The sequence below is a fragment of the Methylocella sp. genome, from assembly GCF_041905455.1.
Lineage (GTDB): Bacteria > Pseudomonadota > Alphaproteobacteria > Rhizobiales > Beijerinckiaceae > Methylocapsa.
Map to the genome: position 1 here is coordinate 1 of NZ_JAYRLA010000027.1, position 16,780 is coordinate 16,780.

Annotated in this window: 16 protein-coding genes; 9 read left to right on the plus strand and 7 right to left on the minus strand. The window is 70.1% G+C overall.

Features of this window, described 5'->3' with window-relative positions; all coding sequences use genetic code 11:
- Nucleotides 1-143 precede the first annotated feature (143 nt).
- On the minus strand, nt 144-488 hold the full coding sequence (locus tag ACE3OG_RS15610) for a zinc ribbon domain-containing protein (protein WP_374310299.1): 345 nt from the start codon (nt 486-488) through the stop codon (nt 144-146).
- A gap of 20 nt (nt 489-508) precedes the next feature.
- On the opposite strand from ACE3OG_RS15610, the gene ACE3OG_RS15615 reads away from it, so the two are divergent.
- The gene (locus ACE3OG_RS15615; RefSeq protein ID WP_374310301.1) at nt 509-1,150 is read left to right on the plus strand and encodes a carboxymuconolactone decarboxylase family protein; all 642 of its coding nucleotides are present in this window, start codon (nt 509-511) and stop codon (nt 1,148-1,150) included.
- A 107-nt stretch (nt 1,151-1,257) separates the two neighbouring features.
- On the plus strand, nt 1,258-1,731 hold the full coding sequence (locus ACE3OG_RS15620) for a hypothetical protein (protein WP_374310303.1): 474 nt from the start codon (nt 1,258-1,260) through the stop codon (nt 1,729-1,731).
- A gap of 497 nt (nt 1,732-2,228) precedes the next feature.
- Here the strand turns inward: ACE3OG_RS15620 and pth are convergent, their stop codons facing one another.
- Together pth and ACE3OG_RS15630 are read right to left on the minus strand one after the other, a co-directional pair.
- Entirely contained in the window at nt 2,229-2,807 is a 579-nt protein-coding gene (gene pth / locus ACE3OG_RS15625) for an aminoacyl-tRNA hydrolase (protein ID WP_374310305.1), read from the minus strand.
- A 100-nt stretch (nt 2,808-2,907) separates the two neighbouring features.
- A complete protein-coding gene (locus ACE3OG_RS15630) occupies nt 2,908-3,582 on the minus strand; it encodes a 50S ribosomal protein L25/general stress protein Ctc (RefSeq protein WP_374310307.1) in 675 nt (224 codons plus the stop codon).
- Nucleotides 3,583-3,713: 131 nt separating this feature from the next.
- Here ACE3OG_RS15630 and ACE3OG_RS15635 point away from each other — a divergent pair, with 131 nt between their 5' ends.
- Nucleotides 3,714-5,501, plus strand: a complete 1,788-nt coding sequence (locus ACE3OG_RS15635) for a chloride channel protein (RefSeq protein ID WP_374310309.1) — start codon at nt 3,714-3,716, stop codon at nt 5,499-5,501.
- 177 nt (nt 5,502-5,678) lie between these two features.
- On the opposite strand, the gene ACE3OG_RS15640 is transcribed toward ACE3OG_RS15635, so the two are convergent.
- Nucleotides 5,679-5,801 (minus strand): hypothetical protein, encoded by a 123-nt coding sequence (locus ACE3OG_RS15640; protein ID WP_374310311.1) that lies wholly within the window; start codon nt 5,799-5,801, stop codon nt 5,679-5,681.
- A gap of 18 nt (nt 5,802-5,819) precedes the next feature.
- Here ACE3OG_RS15640 and ACE3OG_RS15645 point away from each other — a divergent pair, with 18 nt between their 5' ends.
- Together ACE3OG_RS15645 and ruvB are read left to right on the plus strand one after the other, a co-directional pair.
- The gene (locus tag ACE3OG_RS15645) at nt 5,820-6,728 is read left to right on the plus strand and encodes a 2OG-Fe(II) oxygenase (RefSeq protein WP_374310313.1); all 909 of its coding nucleotides are present in this window, start codon (nt 5,820-5,822) and stop codon (nt 6,726-6,728) included.
- A 98-nt stretch (nt 6,729-6,826) separates the two neighbouring features.
- A complete protein-coding gene (gene ruvB, locus ACE3OG_RS15650) occupies nt 6,827-7,873 on the plus strand; it encodes a Holliday junction branch migration DNA helicase RuvB (RefSeq protein ID WP_374310315.1) in 1,047 nt (348 codons plus the stop codon).
- Between the two features lie 9 nt (nt 7,874-7,882).
- Here ruvB and ACE3OG_RS15655 read toward each other — a convergent pair whose 3' ends face one another.
- Together ACE3OG_RS15655 and ACE3OG_RS15660 are read right to left on the minus strand one after the other, a co-directional pair.
- Entirely contained in the window at nt 7,883-8,668 is a 786-nt protein-coding gene (locus tag ACE3OG_RS15655; RefSeq protein ID WP_374310317.1) for a hypothetical protein, read from the minus strand.
- A 68-nt stretch (nt 8,669-8,736) separates the two neighbouring features.
- Nucleotides 8,737-9,549, minus strand: coding sequence for a lysophospholipid acyltransferase family protein (locus ACE3OG_RS15660; protein ID WP_374310319.1), 813 nt, complete (start codon nt 9,547-9,549; stop codon nt 8,737-8,739).
- Between the two features lie 206 nt (nt 9,550-9,755).
- Here ACE3OG_RS15660 and ACE3OG_RS15665 point away from each other — a divergent pair, with 206 nt between their 5' ends.
- From ACE3OG_RS15665 to fliI, 4 genes are all read left to right on the plus strand, one after another.
- A complete protein-coding gene (locus ACE3OG_RS15665) occupies nt 9,756-10,667 on the plus strand; it encodes a GNAT family N-acetyltransferase (RefSeq protein ID WP_374310322.1) in 912 nt (303 codons plus the stop codon).
- A 64-nt stretch (nt 10,668-10,731) separates the two neighbouring features.
- Entirely contained in the window at nt 10,732-11,508 is a 777-nt protein-coding gene (locus ACE3OG_RS15670) for a DUF1217 domain-containing protein (protein ID WP_374310324.1), read from the plus strand.
- Nucleotides 11,509-11,511: 3 nt separating this feature from the next.
- Entirely contained in the window at nt 11,512-12,237 is a 726-nt protein-coding gene (flgF, locus tag ACE3OG_RS15675; protein WP_374310326.1) for a flagellar basal-body rod protein FlgF, read from the plus strand.
- Entirely contained in the window at nt 12,234-13,601 is a 1,368-nt protein-coding gene (gene fliI, locus ACE3OG_RS15680) for a flagellar protein export ATPase FliI (protein WP_374310328.1), read from the plus strand. Before flgF ends, fliI begins: the two co-directional genes overlap by 4 nt.
- A gap of 16 nt (nt 13,602-13,617) precedes the next feature.
- Here fliI and putA read toward each other — a convergent pair whose 3' ends face one another.
- Complete coding sequence (gene putA, locus ACE3OG_RS15685; RefSeq protein ID WP_374310330.1) at nt 13,618-16,722, minus strand: bifunctional proline dehydrogenase/L-glutamate gamma-semialdehyde dehydrogenase PutA; 3,105 nt, start codon at nt 16,720-16,722, stop codon at nt 13,618-13,620.
- Nucleotides 16,723-16,780 lie beyond the last annotated feature (58 nt).

Consider the following 16,780-nt stretch of genomic DNA (forward strand, 5'->3'; position numbering starts at 1 on the left):
GGCTCCACTGAGCCTCGTTCAGCTCATAGCGTCGCACGCCCATCGATGCGCTCCGAATCAAAAAAATCCGCAGCCCATTGATTCCGCGCCAAACGCAAAAATGAATCCCGAATGTCGATTGGTCCTAAAGAACTGGCGGCGCATCACAACACGATACGACCGCCACGCTCAAAACTATCTTTCCGGCCCTCGGCCAAGGCGATCAGGTCGGGCGTCGTCAGATTGGCCTTGAGGCCGTCGAAGACCGTGCGCTCGATCGCATCAAGATCGTAGACGCGGCGATGCGCGCAGGCGCCGGTCTCCTTCATCTGCGTGCATTGGATGCGCTGCCTGCCCTTGCGCGTGTCCTTGATCGCCATGCCCGCGCCGCAGCAGCCGCATTTGAGCAGGCCCGACAGCGGCCGCTTCAGCTTGCGCGTCTGGTGAGGCTGCCGAACATGCGCTCGATGGCGTTGCGTTTGGCCAGCTCGCGCAGTGGGAGCCCGCATGGGCCGCCTCCTGCGCGAAGATGGCGAACGACCCTTGGCGAGGCGGCGTCCCGCCGCGCAAGCTCGTCGAGCTCGTCAGCCTCGCGGTCAACGTCGCCTGCACCAACCTCAACGCCGATGGAACGCGGCGGCATGTGCGCGGCGCCCTCGACGCCGGCGCGAGCCGCGAGGAGATCCTGTTCGTCTTCAAATGCGCGAGCGTGATGGCGGTCCATTCGTGCAGCCTCGGCGCGCCTATTCTTCTCGAGGAAGCCAAGGCCGCGGGCGTCGCTCCGGCTCCGGCGTCTCCCGCAGCTACGCCGGCGGTCGACAGCATGAAGGGGATCGGCCAGTGGAACGCCGCCTGGGATCCGTTTCTGGCGCTCGATCCCGGCTGGACCGACGCCTTCATGGCGACGGGCGCGGGCATTTACGGAAGCGGCGTCCTGCCGGCGAAGGAGATCGAGCTTCTAAGCATGGCTTTCGACGCCTCGTTCACGCATATGTACGCTCCCGGCGTCCGAAGGCACGTCCAGAATGCGCTGAAGGCTGGCGCTTCGATCACCGAAATTTTCGAGGTTCTCAAGATTTGCGTCGCCCAAGGCGTCCAGGCCTGCAATCTCGGCGTTCCGATCCTTGAGGCGGAGCTCTCCACCCGAGCTGGCCGCGATCAAGCGGGATGAATGGGGAAAGTTCAGTGACGAGCCAGGCGAGCGGCCCCGCCGTAGCCGGATCGACGCAGCCCGGGGGGGGGCTGAAAGAGAAAGCGGCCGAAGAATTTCGCCGTTTCGTGACGCTGTTTCTCTATTTGTGGGTTCTGTTCGGCGTTTTCGTGCTGAACCAGGGCATTGTCATGCGCGAAGAGGGCGTCAATTTCACCATGCAGGGCTTCGCGCCCGTCAACGCTCTGGTCTTCGCCAAAGTGGTGCTCATCTTCGAGATGTTCGATCCCGGCGCGTGGCTGCGCAAACGGCCGCTGATCTATCCGATCCTCTACGAAACTCTCCTCGTTACGGCGCTTCTTCTCGTCGTTCACGTCCTTGAGAAGGCGATCGAAGGGCTGCTCCACGGCAGGACAATCATGGACAGCCGTCCGAGCGTCGGAGGCGGCGGTCTGGCGGGATTGCTCAGCGCCTCGGTCGTCATGTTCGTCGCGCTTCTGCCGCTCTTCGGGCTCAGAAATCTCGCTCAGGCGATGGGCCCCGGCCGTTTGCAGGAGATGCTGCTCGGAAAAGAGGCGGCTCATGACAAGGCCAACCGCTGACGCCGTTCTCGCTTTTTCCGAGCAATGATCGGCAGTTTCTCACTCCGCGCTCGCCGCGCTGCCGGCGGTGTTGCGACGGCTCCTGCCCGACGGCCGCTTCGTCGGCCGCGAGTTCATCGCCAAAAACCCGACGCGCATCTCCTGCGTCATGCCGGGGATCAGTTCGACAGGCGTCGCCGCACGCGGCGAAATCGAACTTCATCGCTCCTCCGGGGACGGCGGAATGGAGACGCCGCCCTGGAACCCCTGCAAAGTCCAGTCGTACGCCGCCGCATCGGTTCGGAAATTGCCAAGCCGCGCCGGCGTCGAAGGCGTCGTTGAGAGCGGCCATGAGAGACGCCGAAACGGGATTTGGATGTTCGCGAACGATCGGAGCGAGATTCATCCAGACGGCCGACCGCGGCGAATTCGCGCCGGTTCAGCGCGTCGAGTTCGCCCGCGTTTGGTCCCTCAGAAGGCGCGCGACAGGATATGACCTGGATCAAGATGAAAACGCTCTAAAACCCCGCCGCCGCCATATCCTTGAACACCTTGGTCTGGAAGGCGTCGTCCTCGCCCTTGGCCAGCAAGGGCGCGTCGGCCGAAAGCGCGGCGAGCAGCGCGTCGAGCCAGCCGGTCTCGGACTTGGCGAAATCGCCCAGCACGTAATTGTGCACGAGCGCCTTGTCGCCCGGGTGGCCGATCCCAAGCCGCACGCGGCGGTAGCCGGCGCCGAGATGGGCGGTGATCGACTTCAGCCCGTTATGGCCGGCGTCGCCGCCGCCGGTCTTGACCCGCACCTTGCCGGCGGGAAGATCGAGCTCGTCGTGAAAGACGACGATGTCGGCGAGCGGAATCTTCAGGAAGCGCGACGCCTCGCCGACGGAGCGCCCGGACTCGTTCATGTACGTTTGCGGCATGAGCAGGATCGCGCGCTCAGCTCCGATCCGCGCCTCGCTGACGAGTCCCTGAAACTTCTGACGGAACGGGCCGGCCGAATGATCACGCGCTATGCGATCGATCGCCATGAATCCTATGTTGTGCCGGTTGCCGGCGTATGCGCGGCCCGGATTGCCAAGACCTACCAACAGCATCATGGCGCGACCTCCGGCGGTCGGACGGCAAAACGCCCGCCTTGCGGGCGGGCGCGGAATTTCGAGAAGGGGACGCCGCCGCGCGCGCGCGGCGGCTCGAGCCTTACTTCTTCTTGGCGGCCGGCGCAGCCGCAGCGGGCGCCGCCTTGCCGCCCTTGCCCTTGGGCGCGGCGGCGGCGGCCGCGGCGGCGGCGGCCGGATCCTCGGGAACGACGGCCGGCGGCGCGATGGTCACGATGGTGAAGTCGCGCTCCGGCTGCGTCGCCTTGCAGCCGGCGGGCAGCGCCAGCGTCGAAAGATGGATCGAATCGTTGATGTCGAGCGCGCCGAGGTCGGCGGTCACCGCCTCCGGGATCGAATCGGCGGGCACGCGCATCTCGATCGAGTGGCGCACGACGTTGACGCTGCCGCCCTTCTTCACGCCGGGGCAGGTTTCCTGATTGACGAGATGCACCGGCACCTCGACCTTGAGCGTCGAGCCGGGCTTGAGGCGCAGGAAGTCGACGTGCAGCGGCAGGTCCTTGACCGGGTCGAGCTGGTAGTCGCGCGGGATGACGCGCTGGACCGCCCCGGCGACCTCGATGTCGAACTGGGTCGTCAGGAAGTGGCCCGCGTAGATGAGCTTGTTGGTCTCGCGGAAGTCGAGCTCGATCGCTTCGGCGGGGTCGCCGCCGCCATAGATGACGGCGGGAATGCGGCCTTCGCGACGAGTGCTGCGGGCGGCCCCCTTGCCGACCCGCGCGCGCGTCGTGGCCGCGAGAGTCTTGATCTCGGCCATTCTGCTGAATCCTTTTGAATTAACGGGCGCCCTCGCCTCCAGGGGTGTCGGAAGGGACGCGATGCGGCTTATAACGGGCGCGCGCGCGCGGCGCAACGCCGCGCAGGCGGCGCGGGAGGATCGGGAGCCGCATGGAGGAGACGCCCGCCGGGACGCCGAAGCGACCTTCCCTCGCGCGGCGGCTGCGCGGGTTCGCGCGCGGCGACGAAATCAGTCTCATCGTCCTCGGCGTCGTCGTCGGCGCCGCCGCCGGCTTCTTCGCCGCCGCCATCCTGCGCGCCGCGCTGTTCCTGCACGAACATCTTTACGGGCTGACGCGGCTCAGCGCCATGGACCGCCTCGCCTCGCCCCGCCAGGCGCTGATCCCGGCTCTGGGCGGCCTCCTCGTCGGCCTCTCGCTCGTCCTCGCGCGGCGCTGGCGGCCGGGACGCCCGGTCGATCCGATCGAGGCCAACGCCCTGCGCGGCGGCGAGATGTCGCTCGCCGACAGCGCGGTCATCGTCGCGCAGACCACGATCTCCAACGGCTTCGGCGCCTCCGTCGGCCTCGAGGCGGCCTATACGCAGATGGGGTCCGGCTTCGCCTCCTTCCTCGGCAAGCGGATCGGCGTGCGGCGCGCCGACCTTCGCACCCTCGTCGGCTGCGGCGCGGCGGGGGCGATCGCCGCCGCCTTCTCGGCGCCGCTCACCGGCGCCTTCTACGCCTTCGAGCTGGTGCTCGGCGCCTACACGCCGTTCGGCCTCGCGCCGGTGTGCGCCGCCGCCGTCGCCGGCGCGGTGACGGCGCGCCTGTTCGGGGCCGCGCCCGAGCTCGTGAAGATTCCCGATCCCGGGCTGAGCTTCGGCGCGTTCGACGCCGCGCTGCTTCTGGGGCTCGCGGCCGCCTGCGCCCTGTTCGGGGTCGCCATCATGCGTTGCGCGACGTTCGTCGAGAAGCTTTTCCAGCGCACACGGCTGCCGTTGTTGCTGCATCCCGTGGTCGGCGGCCTGATCGTCGGCGCGCTCGCGATCTTCTCGCCGCATGTCCTGTCGTCCGGACACGAAGCGGCGTTCGATCTGTTCGGCGAAGACGCGCCGGAGCGCGGGGTCCTCGCCGCGACGATTCTGGCCAAGGCCGCAGCGGCGGCGGTTTCGGTCGGCTCGAGCTTCCGGGGCGGACTGTTCTTCGCCTCCCTTTATCTCGGCGCCCTGTGCGGGTGGCTGTTCGCGCTGGTCGAGGCCGTGCTGCTGCCCTATGCGCCCATCGACGGCTGGACCAGCGCCCTGATCGGCATGGTGAGCCTCGCCGTCGCCGTCGTCGGCGGCCCGCTGACCATGAGCTTCCTCGCGCTCGAGGCGACGCGCAACCTGTCGCTCAGCCTGTTCGTCCTCGCCGCCAGCGCGCTCTCCTCGCTGATCGTGCGGCGCACCTTCGGCTATTCCTTCGCGACCTGGCGCCTGCATCTGCGCGGCGAATCGATCCGCGGCGCCCAGGACGTCGGCTGGATGCGCGACCTCACCGTCGGCCGGCTGATGCGGCGCGACGTCGACTGCGCGCCGGTCGACGCCCCTCTCGACGCCGTCGCCGCCCTTTACCCGCTCGGAGCGGCGCAATGGATCGCGGCGATCGACGGCGACGGCTCCTATCGGGGGCTCGTCTTCCTGCCGGACGTGCATCTGCGGCGCGCGGAGGCCGGAGGCGGGACGCCGCTCGGCGCCCTCGCGCGCCTGCCCGATCTCACCCTCGCGCCGCAGATGAACGCGCAGGCGGCGGCGCGGCTGTTCGAGCGCGCCGAGTGCGAGGCGCTCGCCGTGCTCGACGAGCGGCGAAGAGTGGTCGGCCTGCTCACCGAGGGCTGGCTGCTGCGCCGCTACGCGCAGGCGCTCGAGACGGCCCGGCGCGACCTCGCAGGCGATCCCGGCGCGCGCGAGGCGGAGTGACCGACGGGCCGGGGTTGCGGTCGATCAAGGACGACGCGCCGCCGCAGGCGTATGGGAAACACGCCGGATCGCGGCGGCGCGCGAAAGCGTCCGCGCCCGATCATAATCATAGGCCGATCGGATTGGATCGAACCGCCCGGCGAGCGTATGCTCGGCGGCCGGCGGAGAGACGCGCCGTCAGGCCGGCGACGCCCGATCGGCGACGGCGCATCGCCGCAGCGCAGCGTTTTTCGTCGCAAAGGCCGGCGATTCCTGTAAAATCGCCTGCAAATCCGTCGCCCTGGCGGCGACTTCGTTCAACTCCCTGAAGGATCGCCCATGTCCGAGGCCTTGACCCTTTCGACGCCAGGTTCCTCCGCTCCCGCGCCGGCCCGCGCGCAGGGCGATCATGTCGTCATCGACGGCGTGTCGATCGGCTTCGACGAAATCTTCAACCGCAACCTCGTCAATTTGAAGAAGGCGGCCGAGTACAAGGAAGCGTTCTTCGCGGCCAAGCCCTATCCGCACATCGTCTTCGACGGCCTGTTCAATCCGCGCCTGCTGGATCTCGTCCTCGCCGATTTCGAGAAGCTGAAGTTCTCGGAATGGCGGCGCTACGACAATTCCAACGAGCTCAAGCGCGGCTCGGCCCCCAAGACGCGCCTCGGCGCGGCGAGCCAGCTCTATTTCAACGCGATCTATTCCGGCGAGTTCGTCGAATTCATCGAGGCCGTCACCGGAATCGAGGGCCTCGTCACCGATCCGGCGCTCTACGCCGGCGGCCTGCACGACATTCCGCCGGGCGGCAAGTTCTCGATGCACATCGACTTCAACCAGCATTCGGTGACGAAGCTCGACAACAGACTGGTGTTCATCACCTATCTCAACCGCGACTGGAAGCCCGAGTACGGCGGCGACCTTGAGCTATGGGACCTTGAGACGCGTGAATGCGTCGACCGCGTCGTGCCGGAGTTCGGCCGGACCGTGATGTTCTACCAGTCGGCGAAGAGCCTGCACGGCCACCCCAACCCGGTCGACGCGCCGAATGGACGCCACCGCCGCTCGGCCGCGGCCTATTTCTACTCGAACGGGCGCAGCGACGGCGACGAGAACGACTTCCACTCCACCCTGTTCCCGACGCAGGCGCTCTCCAATGAGACCGAACGGGCGCGCAACCTCGCCAAATATCTCTTGCCGCCGGCGGCCTTCGACGCCGCGCGCAAGCTCAAGTCGCTCATCGGAAAATAGGCGCCGGCGCCCCTAGAGGCGACGCGGCGTGCTATAAGCGGCGGTCGAATCCGTTTCGATCGCCGATTTCACGCGCCGTCGACCGGAGCCGCCGCGCCTTGGCCTCTTCTCCCCGCAGACTGCTCTCCGCCGAAACGCGCCCGGACGACCCGGACGCCTCGCTGCGCCCCCTGAGCCTCGCCGATTTCACCGGCCAGGCGGGTGCGCGCGCCAACCTCAAGGTGTTCATCGAGGCGGCCAAGACGCGGCGCGAGGCGCTCGACCACGTGCTGTTCTGGGGACCGCCGGGCCTTGGCAAGACGACGCTGGCGCAGATCCTCGCGCGCGAGCTCGGCGTCAATTTCCGCTCGACCTCGGGGCCGGTCATCGCCAAGGCCGGCGACCTCGCGGCCCAGCTCACCGGGCTCGAGGAGCGCGACGTCCTGTTCATCGACGAGATCCATCGCCTCAATCCGGCGGTGGAGGAGATCCTCTATCCGGCGATGGAGGATTTCCAGCTCGACCTCATCATCGGCGAAGGCCCAGGCGCGCGCTCGGTCAAGATCGACCTCGCCAGATTCACCCTCGTCGGCGCGACGACGAGAGCCGGGCTCCTGACGACGCCGCTGCGCGACCGCTTCGGCATTCCGGTCCGGCTCGACTATTACACCGTCGAGGAGCTTGAAAAGATCGTGCGGCGCGGCGCGCGCGTGCTGGCCATCGCCATCGCCGACGACGGCGCCAACGAGATCGCCCGCCGCTCGCGCGGCACGCCGCGCATCGCCGGACGCCTGCTGCGGCGCGTGCGCGACTTCGCCGTCGTCGACGGCGATCCGCAGATCACGCGGGCGGTCGCCGACCGCGCCCTGCGCCTGCTCGACGTCGACGACATCGGCCTCGACCTGATGGACCGCCGCTATCTCGAGACCATCGCGCTGTCCTTTTCCGGCGGCCCGGTCGGCGTCGAGACCATCGCCGCCGCCCTGTCCGAGCCGCGCGACGCCGTCGAGGACATCATCGAGCCCTATCTCATCCAGCAAGGCTTCCTGCAGCGCACGCCGCGCGGGCGCGTGCTCACCCCGCGCGCCTTCCGCCATCTCGGCCTCGCCGAGCCGAGCGGCGGGGCCGCGCTTCCGCTGTTTCCCGAGGGCGGCGAAGACGCCTGAGCGCCGGCGTCACGGCGGCGGGACGGCGCTCGCGAGCAGAGCGGCGAGCTTGCCGCGCAGCACGAGGAAGTCCGTCGGCGGCTGCAGCAGCGCGCCCTCGTAAGGATAGTCGAGCAGGCGCGCGACGATCATGATGCCGGCGACGCCGAGCGCAAACGCCGAAGCGACGAGGAGGGCGACCGCGGCGTTCTCCATCGCCGAAAAGGACACCGACAGCGTCAGCGCCGCGGCCATGGCGATGAGCACGATCCACAGGACGATGGGAATGCCGTTGCGCGCCTCATAGATGCGCATCTCCCGCTTGGCGTGCGCGTCCGTCAGCAGCGTCTGGATCATGTTCCTGGCGTCGCGCCCGTCGGCGTCGAGGCCGCGCAGCGCGGCGAGCCCGGCGATCGCCGCGCGCAGCTTCCCGTCGGTGGCGAGATCCTCGTCGCGCAATCGCTCCATCGCCGGCCATTCGACGTCGACGACCGCCTCCACATAGTCGAGCTCCGCGCGCAGGAAGCGCTGCGCGTCCTGGGGCGGAAGAGCGGCGGCGAGCATCGCCGCGCCATGCAGCGCGCCGGCCTCGAGCGTCGTCGCCTGCGCGGCGTCGTTGTATTCGGACCAGGCGCCGCTGAACACGAAGGCGAGCAGCACGGCGAAGACGACGCCAAACTGCAGGAACACCACCGAGCCGACGTCGTGGCTCCGGCGCCTCTGGTCGAACGGGAACTTCTTCTGGATGACGAAGGTCGCCGCCCCTGCGGCGAGGGTCGCGACGAGGGCGACGAGAAAGGCGGCGGCGTAGCTCATGCGGCGGCTCCGGCGCGTTTCGGGCGAGACCTGCGCCGGGCGAGCCTAGCGCGAACCCTGCCGCGGCGTCATGCGCCTTCAGGCGCGAGGGGCGCTTTTCCCGCATGCGTCGGCGCGCCGGCCGCGCCAGCCTGCGCCGGCCGCGCGTGAGCGGCGCGCAACTCGCCGAGCATCGCCCCGACGCGTCGGGCCGCCTCGCGCGCCGCCGCCTTGCGGTCGAAGCCGCGCTCGAGCGCGAAAGGCTCGCCGAAGCGGATATGGCAGGTCATCGGCCCGTCGCGCAGCACGCGCCACAGATGCGGCGCGAGCGCGGCCTCGCCGAGCCAGGGCGCAACCGGCGAATCGTAGAAGATCGCCACTGGCTGCACGAACAGATATGGCGCATTCTCTTTGCGTACTAGAAAATCGCGTCCGCAACCAAAATGCGAACTGAGAAAGCGGGGCGGCGCGAGAGCGTCCGTCGTCGTCCCCTGCGGGAACATCAGCATGAGCCGCCCCTGCGCGAGACGCTCAGCCATCGCGGCGTTGGCGGGCGGGATGGAGCGTTTGCGCGCCCGCTCGACGAACACCGTTCCGCGCAAGCGCGCCGCCCGCCCGATCAGCGGCCAGCGTCCGACCTCGCTCTTGGCGAGGAAGCGAAAGTCGGCGAGCGCACGCAGCGCGAGGACGTCGATCCACGAAACGTGATTGGCCGCGAGCAGCGCGGGCGCGCCGGCGGCCTCGCCCTCGACGCTCACCCGCACGCCGAGCGCCGCCGCCAGCCGCGCGCAAGCGTCGGAGCGGCGCATCGCCGCAGGACGACCATTCCGCCGGGCGAAAGCCGCGGCGGCGAGGAGACGGGCGATCGTCAGCAAAAGCGCGAACGCGCGCAAGATGGCCATGCGACATCCAAAGGCGTCGATGCGCGAGGCCTAACCGCCGCGCCTTGCAGTTTGATGACGGCGCTTGCGCCCGTCGTCGTTTCGTTTTGCGCGCGTCATCGAAGCTTCGCCGCGTCCCGCTAGAGCGGTCGAGGCCGGCCGCCGGCCGGCTTGAGGCCCACCGCCGCCGCGCCGGCGCCGGCGCGGGGCCGCGCGCGGATGTCGCCGTGACGCAGAGCTTCGAATGTCCGCGCGACGACGCGGCGCCTTCCACCTTCTCCCCTGCTCGCCTGCTCCTGCGCGAGCCCCCGGTCGGCGATCGCCTGCTCGGACGGTTCGGCCCGTTTGAGGCCCGCCTCGCGGCGACGCGCAAGGAGGTGCGCAAGGCGCAGAGGCTGCGTTACCGGGTCTTTTTCGAGGAGGGCGGCGCGCGGCCCGACGCCGCCTCGCGGCTGGCGCGGCGCGACCTGTGCGCCTTCGACCGCGTCTGCGAGCATCTGCTCGTCTACGACATAGAGGCGCTGAACCGCTTCGGCCGGCGCAAGCCGCGTCTCGCCGGCGCCTACAGGCTGCTGCCGCAGGAGACCGCGCGCCGCCATTTCGGCTTCTACAGCCAGCGCGAGTTCGACCTCTCGCCGCTCCTCGCGGGACGACCGCAGACGCGCTTCCTTGAGCTCGGGCGCGCCTGCGTCGACGCCCGCTACCGCTCGAAGCGCGTCGTCGAAGTGCTCTGGCGCGGCCTTTGGGCCTATGTCCAGCGCGAGGGCGTCGACGCGCTGATCGGCTGCGCCAGCCTGCCCGGCCTCGACGCGGACGCGCTCGCCCTTCAGCTCAGCTTCCTGAGCCGCTGCGCCGGCGCCGGAGAGGAGTGGACGGCGCGCCCTCACGCCGGCCGGCGGATCGAGATGGACCGCCTTCCGCAAGGCGCGCCGCTCGACGCGCGGCGCGCGCTCGCCGCCCTGCCGCCGCTGCTCAAGGCCTATCTGCGCGTCGGCGCGAAATTCGGCGACGGGGCGACGGCCGATCCGCAGTTCGGCGCCATCGACGTGTTCACCGTCATGCCGACGGCGGAGGTCGCCGCGCGCTACGCCGCCTATTTCGGCGCGCCGATGGAGCGGCCGGACGGCGCGCTGGCCTGAAGGAAAGCCAGGGGCAAGGCGCAGGAGCGAAGGTCGCCGGATTGAAGCGCTCGGGACCGGCGACATGAACGCGACGCTCACCTACGTCATGCTGACGCGGGACTTCGACAAATCCCTCGCCTCCACGGCGTCCGACCCGGTGGTCAAGCGCGAGAGCGCCTATTTCGAGGCGCATATCGGCAAGATCAAGTCCGTCGACGACTTCATGAAAGACCAGCGCATCTACGCCTATGCGCTGAAGGCCTACGGCCTCTCCGACATGGCCTACGCCAAGGGGCTGATCCGCAAGGTGTTGACGCAGGGCGTTTCGGACGGCAAGAGCCTCGCCAACACCCTGAACGATTCGCGCTACAAGGCGCTCGCGAGCGCCTTCGACTTCGCGGCGAACGGCGTCTCGACGACGAGCTCGGCGAGCCTCGTCGCGAGCGTGAAGAGCGCCTATGTCGAGGCCGCGCTCGAGACGCGCGTCGGCGGCGAGAACGAGGGCGCGCGCATGGCGCTCTATTTCAAGCGCGTCGCGCCGACGGTCGCCAGCGCCTACGGCCTGCTCGCCGACAAAACCCTGCTCAGCGTCGTGCAGACGGCGTTCGGCCTCTCCGCTTCGATGTCGAGCCAGGACATCGACCGGCAGGCGAAGACCATCGGCTCGCTGCTCAAGATCGGCGACCTCAAGGATCCGGCCAAGCTGCAGAAGCTCATCGAGCGCTTCACCGCGCGCTACGACATGAACAACCCGACCGGCGCCGCGACGGCGCCCCTTTCGGCCATGCAGGTGACGACGCCGGAGATCAGCCAGAGCCTGCTGATGAGCCTCGCCAACCTCAAGCTCGGGGGCGCCTGAGGCATGCTGACCGGCCTTTACGTCGCGCTCTCCGCGCAGGTCGCGCTCGACCGCCGCCTCAACACGATCGCGTCCAACGTCGCCAATCTCTCGACGCCGGGCTATCGCGCGGAGGAGGTCGAGTTCAAGAGCTACGTCTCGAAGGCGGGCGCCGACCCTGTCGCCTTCGTCTCGCAGGGCGAATCCTACATCTCGCGCCGCTCGGGCGCGCTGACCAAGACCGACAATCCGCTCGACGTCGCCGTGCAGGGGCGCGGCTGGATCGGCCTGCAGTCGCCGGACGGCGTCGTCTACACCAAGGACGGGCGCATGCGCATGGAGGAGAGCGGCGCCCTCGTCAGCCTCGACGGCTATCCGGTGCTCGACGCCGGCGGAACGCCGATCCTGCTCGATCCCGCCGCCGGGCCGCCGACCATCGCGCAGGACGGCATGATGACCCAGAGCGGGCGCCAGCTCGGCGCGATCGGCGTCTTCCGCCTGCCCGAACAGGCGAAGCTCGCGCGCTACGACAATTCCGCCGTGCGCAGCGAGGAGCCCGCCGAAGCCGAGCTCGACTTCTCCAACAACGGGCTGATGCAGGGCCATGTCGAAGGCGCGAACGTCAATCCGATCCTTGAGATGACGAAGCTCATCATGGTCTCGCGCGCCTTCGAAAGCATCAACGCGGCGACCGAAGGCTCGGAGAGCTCGCTCAAAAGCGCGATCAAGACGCTGGGCGGCGGCTCATGAGCGCGCCGCCTGCGCGGCGGGGCGCGGGCGCGCTGCGCGAGGACACGCTGTCGCGGCTCGAGCGGGCCACGGCGCTCGCCGGCGAGCGAGCCTTCACGCGCGTCAGCGGCGAGGTCGTCGAGGTTTCGCCCGCGTACGCCTGCGTCGCCGGACTCTCCCCTTTCGTCAGCCTCGGCGACTGCGTGAGCTTCGGCGGCGAGGACGGAACGGCGCATCGCGGCGAGGCGGTGCGGATCGATCCGCAGATCGTGCGCGTCAAGAGCTTCGAGGCCGGCGCCCTGACGAGCCTCGGCGAGCGGGTCTACCGCGCCGGGCCGTTGCGCCTTGCTCCCGACGCGAGCTGGAAAGGCCGCGTGATAGACGCCTTCGGCGCTCCCGTCGACGGCGCCGGGCCGCTGCGCCAGGGCGGCTCCTTCGCGCTCATCGACGCGCCGCCGCCAAGGGCCCTTCGCCGCGCCCGCATCGGCCGGCCGCTGCGCACGGGCGTGCGGGCGATCGACGTGTTCACGCCGATCTGCGCCGGCCAGCGCATCGGCGTCTTCGCGGGTTCGGGCGTCGGCAAGTCGACGCTGCTCGCCATGCTCGCGGCCTCCAGCGATTTCGACGCGGTCGTCGTGGCGCTCGTCGGCGAGCGCGGCCGCGAGGCGCGCGAGTTTCTAGAGGACGCGCTGGCGGCCAACCGCGCGCGCGCCGTCGCCGTCGTCGCGACCGGCGACGAGACGGCCTCGATGCGCCGCCTCGCGCCGCGCTCGGCGATGGCCGTCGCCGAATATTTCCGCAGGCGCGGCGAGAACGTGCTGCTGATCGTCGACTCGGTCACGCGCTTCGCCCACGCCGCGCGCGACGTGGCGCTTTCGGCCGGCGAGCCGCCGGTCTCGCGCGGCTATCCGCCGAGCGTGTTCGGCGACCTGCCGAAGCTGCTCGAGCGCGCCGGCCCGGGCGAGGAAGGCGAGGGACTGATCACCGGCGTCTTCTCGGTGCTCGTCGACGGCGACGACCACAACGACCCCGTCGCCGACGCCGCGCGCGGCGCGCTCGACGGCCATGTCGTGCTCGACCGCGCCATCGCCGACCAGGGCCGCTTCCCGGCGGTCAATCTGCTCTCCTCCATCTCGCGCCTCGCGCATCTCGTCTGGACGCCCGAGCAGCGCGAGCTCGTCACGCGCCTGCGCGGCCTCATCGCCCGTTTCGAGGACACGAAGGATTTGCGGCTGATGGGCGGCTATCGCGCCGGCGCCGATCCCGAGCTCGACCAGGCGGTCGCCATGGCGCCGAAGATCTATCGCGCGCTGGAGCAGTCGCCGCGCTCGCCGCCGAGCCAAGAGGCGTTCCGCGAGCTGGCGCTGGCGCTCACCGGCGACTGACGCGGCCTCGCCAGACTCACTCGACCGCGTTGACGAGGCGCGCGTCGCCGCCGACCGCGGCGGTGTTGATCGTGATCGTCTGCTCGACGCAGAAGCGGCGCAGATAATGCGGGCCGCCCGCCTTCGGGCCCGTGCCGGAGAGATTGAAGCCGCCGAACGGCTGCACCCCGACGACAGCGCCGATCATATTCCGGTTGACATAGCAGTTGCCGGCGAGCCTGCGCTCGAGGATGCGCTCGATCGTCGCGTCGACGCGCGAATGGACGCCGAGCGTCAGCCCGTGGTCCTGCGCTTCGATGGCGTCCAGAAGCGCGTCGAGAGCCACAGCCTTGTAGCGGACGACATGCAGGATGGGGCCGAACGCCTCGCCCCTGAGCTCGGCCGGCGAGCTAAGCTCGAAGATATGAGGACCAACATAGAATCCTCCCGCCGGCGCGTCCGGGCCGACCGACCCGGCCGCGACCTCCCTGACGCCGGGACGCGCGCGCATGTCGGCGATATGGGCGAGCAGGGCGGCGCGCGCCGCGGCGTCGATCACCGGTCCGACATGAACCCCGACGTCGCGCGGATCGCCCATCTTCAGTTCGCGCGCCGCGCCGGCGATCATGGCGATCGTGCGCTCGGCGATCTCCTCCTGCAGGCACAGCAGCCGCAGCGCCGAGCAGCGCTGCCCCGCCGAACGGAAAGCGGAGGAAACCACATCGTCGGCGACCTGCTCGGGCGGCGCCGTCGCGTCGACGATCATCGCGTTGACGCCGCCCGTCTCGGCGATCAGCGCCGGGATCGGCCCGTCTTTTCCGGCGAGCGCGCGGTTGATCGCCTGCGCGACCGCGGCCGAGCCGGTGAAGGCGACGCCGGCGACGCCCGGCTCCGCGACCAGCGCCGCGCCAAGCGCGCCATCGCCTTGCGCGAGCTGCAAGGCGTCGTCGGGCGCGCCCGCCGCCAGCAGCAGGGCGACCGCTTCGGCGCCGATCAGCGGCGTCTGCTCGGCGGGCTTGGCGATGACGGCGTTCCCGGCGACGAGTGCCGCCGCGACCTGGCCGATGAAGATCGCGAGCGGAAAGTTCCACGGGGATATGCAGACGAAGACGCCGCGCCCATGCGCCAGCAGGCGGTCGGACTCGCCCGTCGGCCCGGGCAGGTCGAGCGGCGCGAACGCGCGCCGCGCCTCGAGCGCGTAATAGCGCAGGAAGTCGATCGCCTCGCGCCATTCGGCGACGGCGTCGTCGAGCGTCTTGCCGGCTTCGAGCTGCAACAGCCGCAGCCAGCGCGGCGCCTCGACCTCGAGCCGGCGCGCGGCGCGCTCGAGGCAGGCCGCGCGCTTCTCGACTGGGCGGCGCGACCATTGGCGAAAGCCCGCGCGCGCGCGCGCCAGCATGGCGGGGAGAGCCTCGGCCGGCGTCTCCTCGACATGGCCGATGAGCGCGCCGTCGATCGGCGAATGAACCGGGCGCCCGCGCGCGTCGTCCGGGCGCAGGATGCGCGCCGCGCGCTGCGCCTCGGGCGTGCGGCGAAGGCTGGCGAGCAGCGAGTCGACTTCCGCCCGCGCGCCGAATTCGAGGCCCGGCGCCAGACGCCGCCCGGGCATATGACGGTCGAGCGGCATGGGAAGGTTCTGCGCGCGGGCGCGGTCCGCCCGCCCGATGATCGCCTGCGGGCGGATCAGCAACTTTTGCGGCGGCGTGTCCCGATCGCCGATCTGCGCGACGAACGACGAGTTGGCGCCGTTCTCGAGCAGGCGTCGCACCAGATAGGCGAGCAGGTTCTCATGCTCGCCGACCGGCGCGTAGACGCGGCAGGCGATGTCCGGGCGCTCTTCGGCGAGCCCCGCGTAAAGCTCCTCGCCCATGCCGTGCAGACGCTGGAACTCGTAGTCCTCGCCTGCGCCGGCGAGCGCGACGACGCTCGCGACCGTGAGCGCGTTATGCGTCGCGAATTGCGGCGCGAGCGTCGCGCGCAGCGCCAGCAGACGTTGGGCGCAGGACAAATAATTGAGGTCCGTCATCGCCTTGCGGGTGAAGACGGGATAGTCGGGCAGGCCGCGCTCCTGCGCGCGCTTGATCTCGGCGTCCCAGTAGGCGCCCTTGACCAGCCGCACCTTGAGCCGAGTCCGATGCGCGCGCGCCAGCTCGCCGACATGCTCGATCACCTCGCCGGCGCGCTTCTGATAGGCCTGCACGGCGAGGCCGAAGCCCTCCCAGCCGCGCAACGCCGGGTCCGCGAGCGCGAGAGCGAAGATTTCGAGCGACAGCTCAAGCCTGTCAGCCTCCTCGGCGTCGATCGTGAGGTCGAGGCCGCGCGCCTTGGCGAGCGCGCCGAGCTCGACGAGTTTGGGAGTCAGCTCGGCGAGGACGCGCTCGCGCGAGGCCGGCTCGTAGCGCGGATGCAGCGCCGACAGCTTGACCGAAACGCCGAGGCGCTCCGTCGCGCCCGGTGCGCGGCCGACGCTTTCGATGGCGTGCGCGTAGGCCTCGAAATAGCGCCGCGCGTCCTGCGCAGCGCGCGCGCCCTCGCCCAGCATGTCGAAAGAATAGCGCCGCGCGCGTCCCTCGCGCGAAGAGGCCCGGCGCAGCGCCGCCTCGATCGTGTCGCCGAAGACGAAATGCTGTCCCATGAGGCTCATCGCCTGGCGGGCGGCGGCGCGCAGCGCGCCCATGCCGATGCGCCTCGCCGCCGCGCCGACCACCCCTTCCGGCGTCTTGCCGCGGTCGAGCATGCGGGCGGTCGCGCCGAGCGCCCAGGAGGCGGCGGCGACGACGAGCGGCTCGGGGCCGTCATGCGCCTGCGCGTCCCAGCGCGCGGCGGCGATCTTATCCTCGATCAGAAGGTCGGCGGTGAAGGCGTCGGGCACGCGCAGCAGCGCCTCCGCCAGCACCATCAGCGCGACGCCTTCCTCCGTCGAGAGGGAATATTCGCGCAACAGGTCGTCAAGGCCGCCGATGCGCGGGGAGGCGCGCCGCCGCGCCGCCTCGACGAGGCGCAGGCCCAGCCGGTCGATCTCGGCCTCCGCGGCGGGCGACAGCGGGGCCTGCGCGAGGAGCCGGACGGCGATCGGCTCGTCGGCGGGCGCGTAGGGCGCCGCGAAGGGCGCGGCGAGAGGCGAAAGGCTGTCCGAGGTCATCTCTGCGCACCCATGAGCTCAGGGGGGCGGCGCGGCGCCGCCTTTCCTGATATGGGGC

Bases quoted from the DNA above. Each gene is read 5' to 3' on its own strand.
- ACE3OG_RS15610 (WP_374310299.1), bottom strand. From the start codon at position 488: ATGCGGGCTCCCACTGCGCGAGCTGGCCAAACGCAACGCCATCGAGCG.
- ACE3OG_RS15615 (WP_374310301.1), top strand. From the start codon at position 509: ATGGCGAACGACCCTTGGCGAGGCGGCGTCCCGCCGCGCAAGCTCGTC.
- pth (WP_374310305.1), bottom strand. From the start codon at position 2,807: ATGATGCTGTTGGTAGGTCTTGGCAATCCGGGCCGCGCATACGCCGGC.
- ACE3OG_RS15630 (WP_374310307.1), bottom strand. From the start codon at position 3,582: ATGGCCGAGATCAAGACTCTCGCGGCCACGACGCGCGCGCGGGTCGGC.
- ACE3OG_RS15635 (WP_374310309.1), top strand. From the start codon at position 3,714: ATGGAGGAGACGCCCGCCGGGACGCCGAAGCGACCTTCCCTCGCGCGG.
- ACE3OG_RS15645 (WP_374310313.1), top strand. From the start codon at position 5,820: ATGTCCGAGGCCTTGACCCTTTCGACGCCAGGTTCCTCCGCTCCCGCG.
- ACE3OG_RS15655 (WP_374310317.1), bottom strand. From the start codon at position 8,668: ATGAGCTACGCCGCCGCCTTTCTCGTCGCCCTCGTCGCGACCCTCGCC.
- ACE3OG_RS15660 (WP_374310319.1), bottom strand. From the start codon at position 9,549: ATGGCCATCTTGCGCGCGTTCGCGCTTTTGCTGACGATCGCCCGTCTC.
- ACE3OG_RS15670 (WP_374310324.1), top strand. From the start codon at position 10,732: ATGAACGCGACGCTCACCTACGTCATGCTGACGCGGGACTTCGACAAA.
- flgF (WP_374310326.1), top strand. From the start codon at position 11,512: ATGCTGACCGGCCTTTACGTCGCGCTCTCCGCGCAGGTCGCGCTCGAC.
- fliI (WP_374310328.1), top strand. From the start codon at position 12,234: ATGAGCGCGCCGCCTGCGCGGCGGGGCGCGGGCGCGCTGCGCGAGGAC.
- putA (WP_374310330.1), bottom strand. From the start codon at position 16,722: ATGACCTCGGACAGCCTTTCGCCTCTCGCCGCGCCCTTCGCGGCGCCC.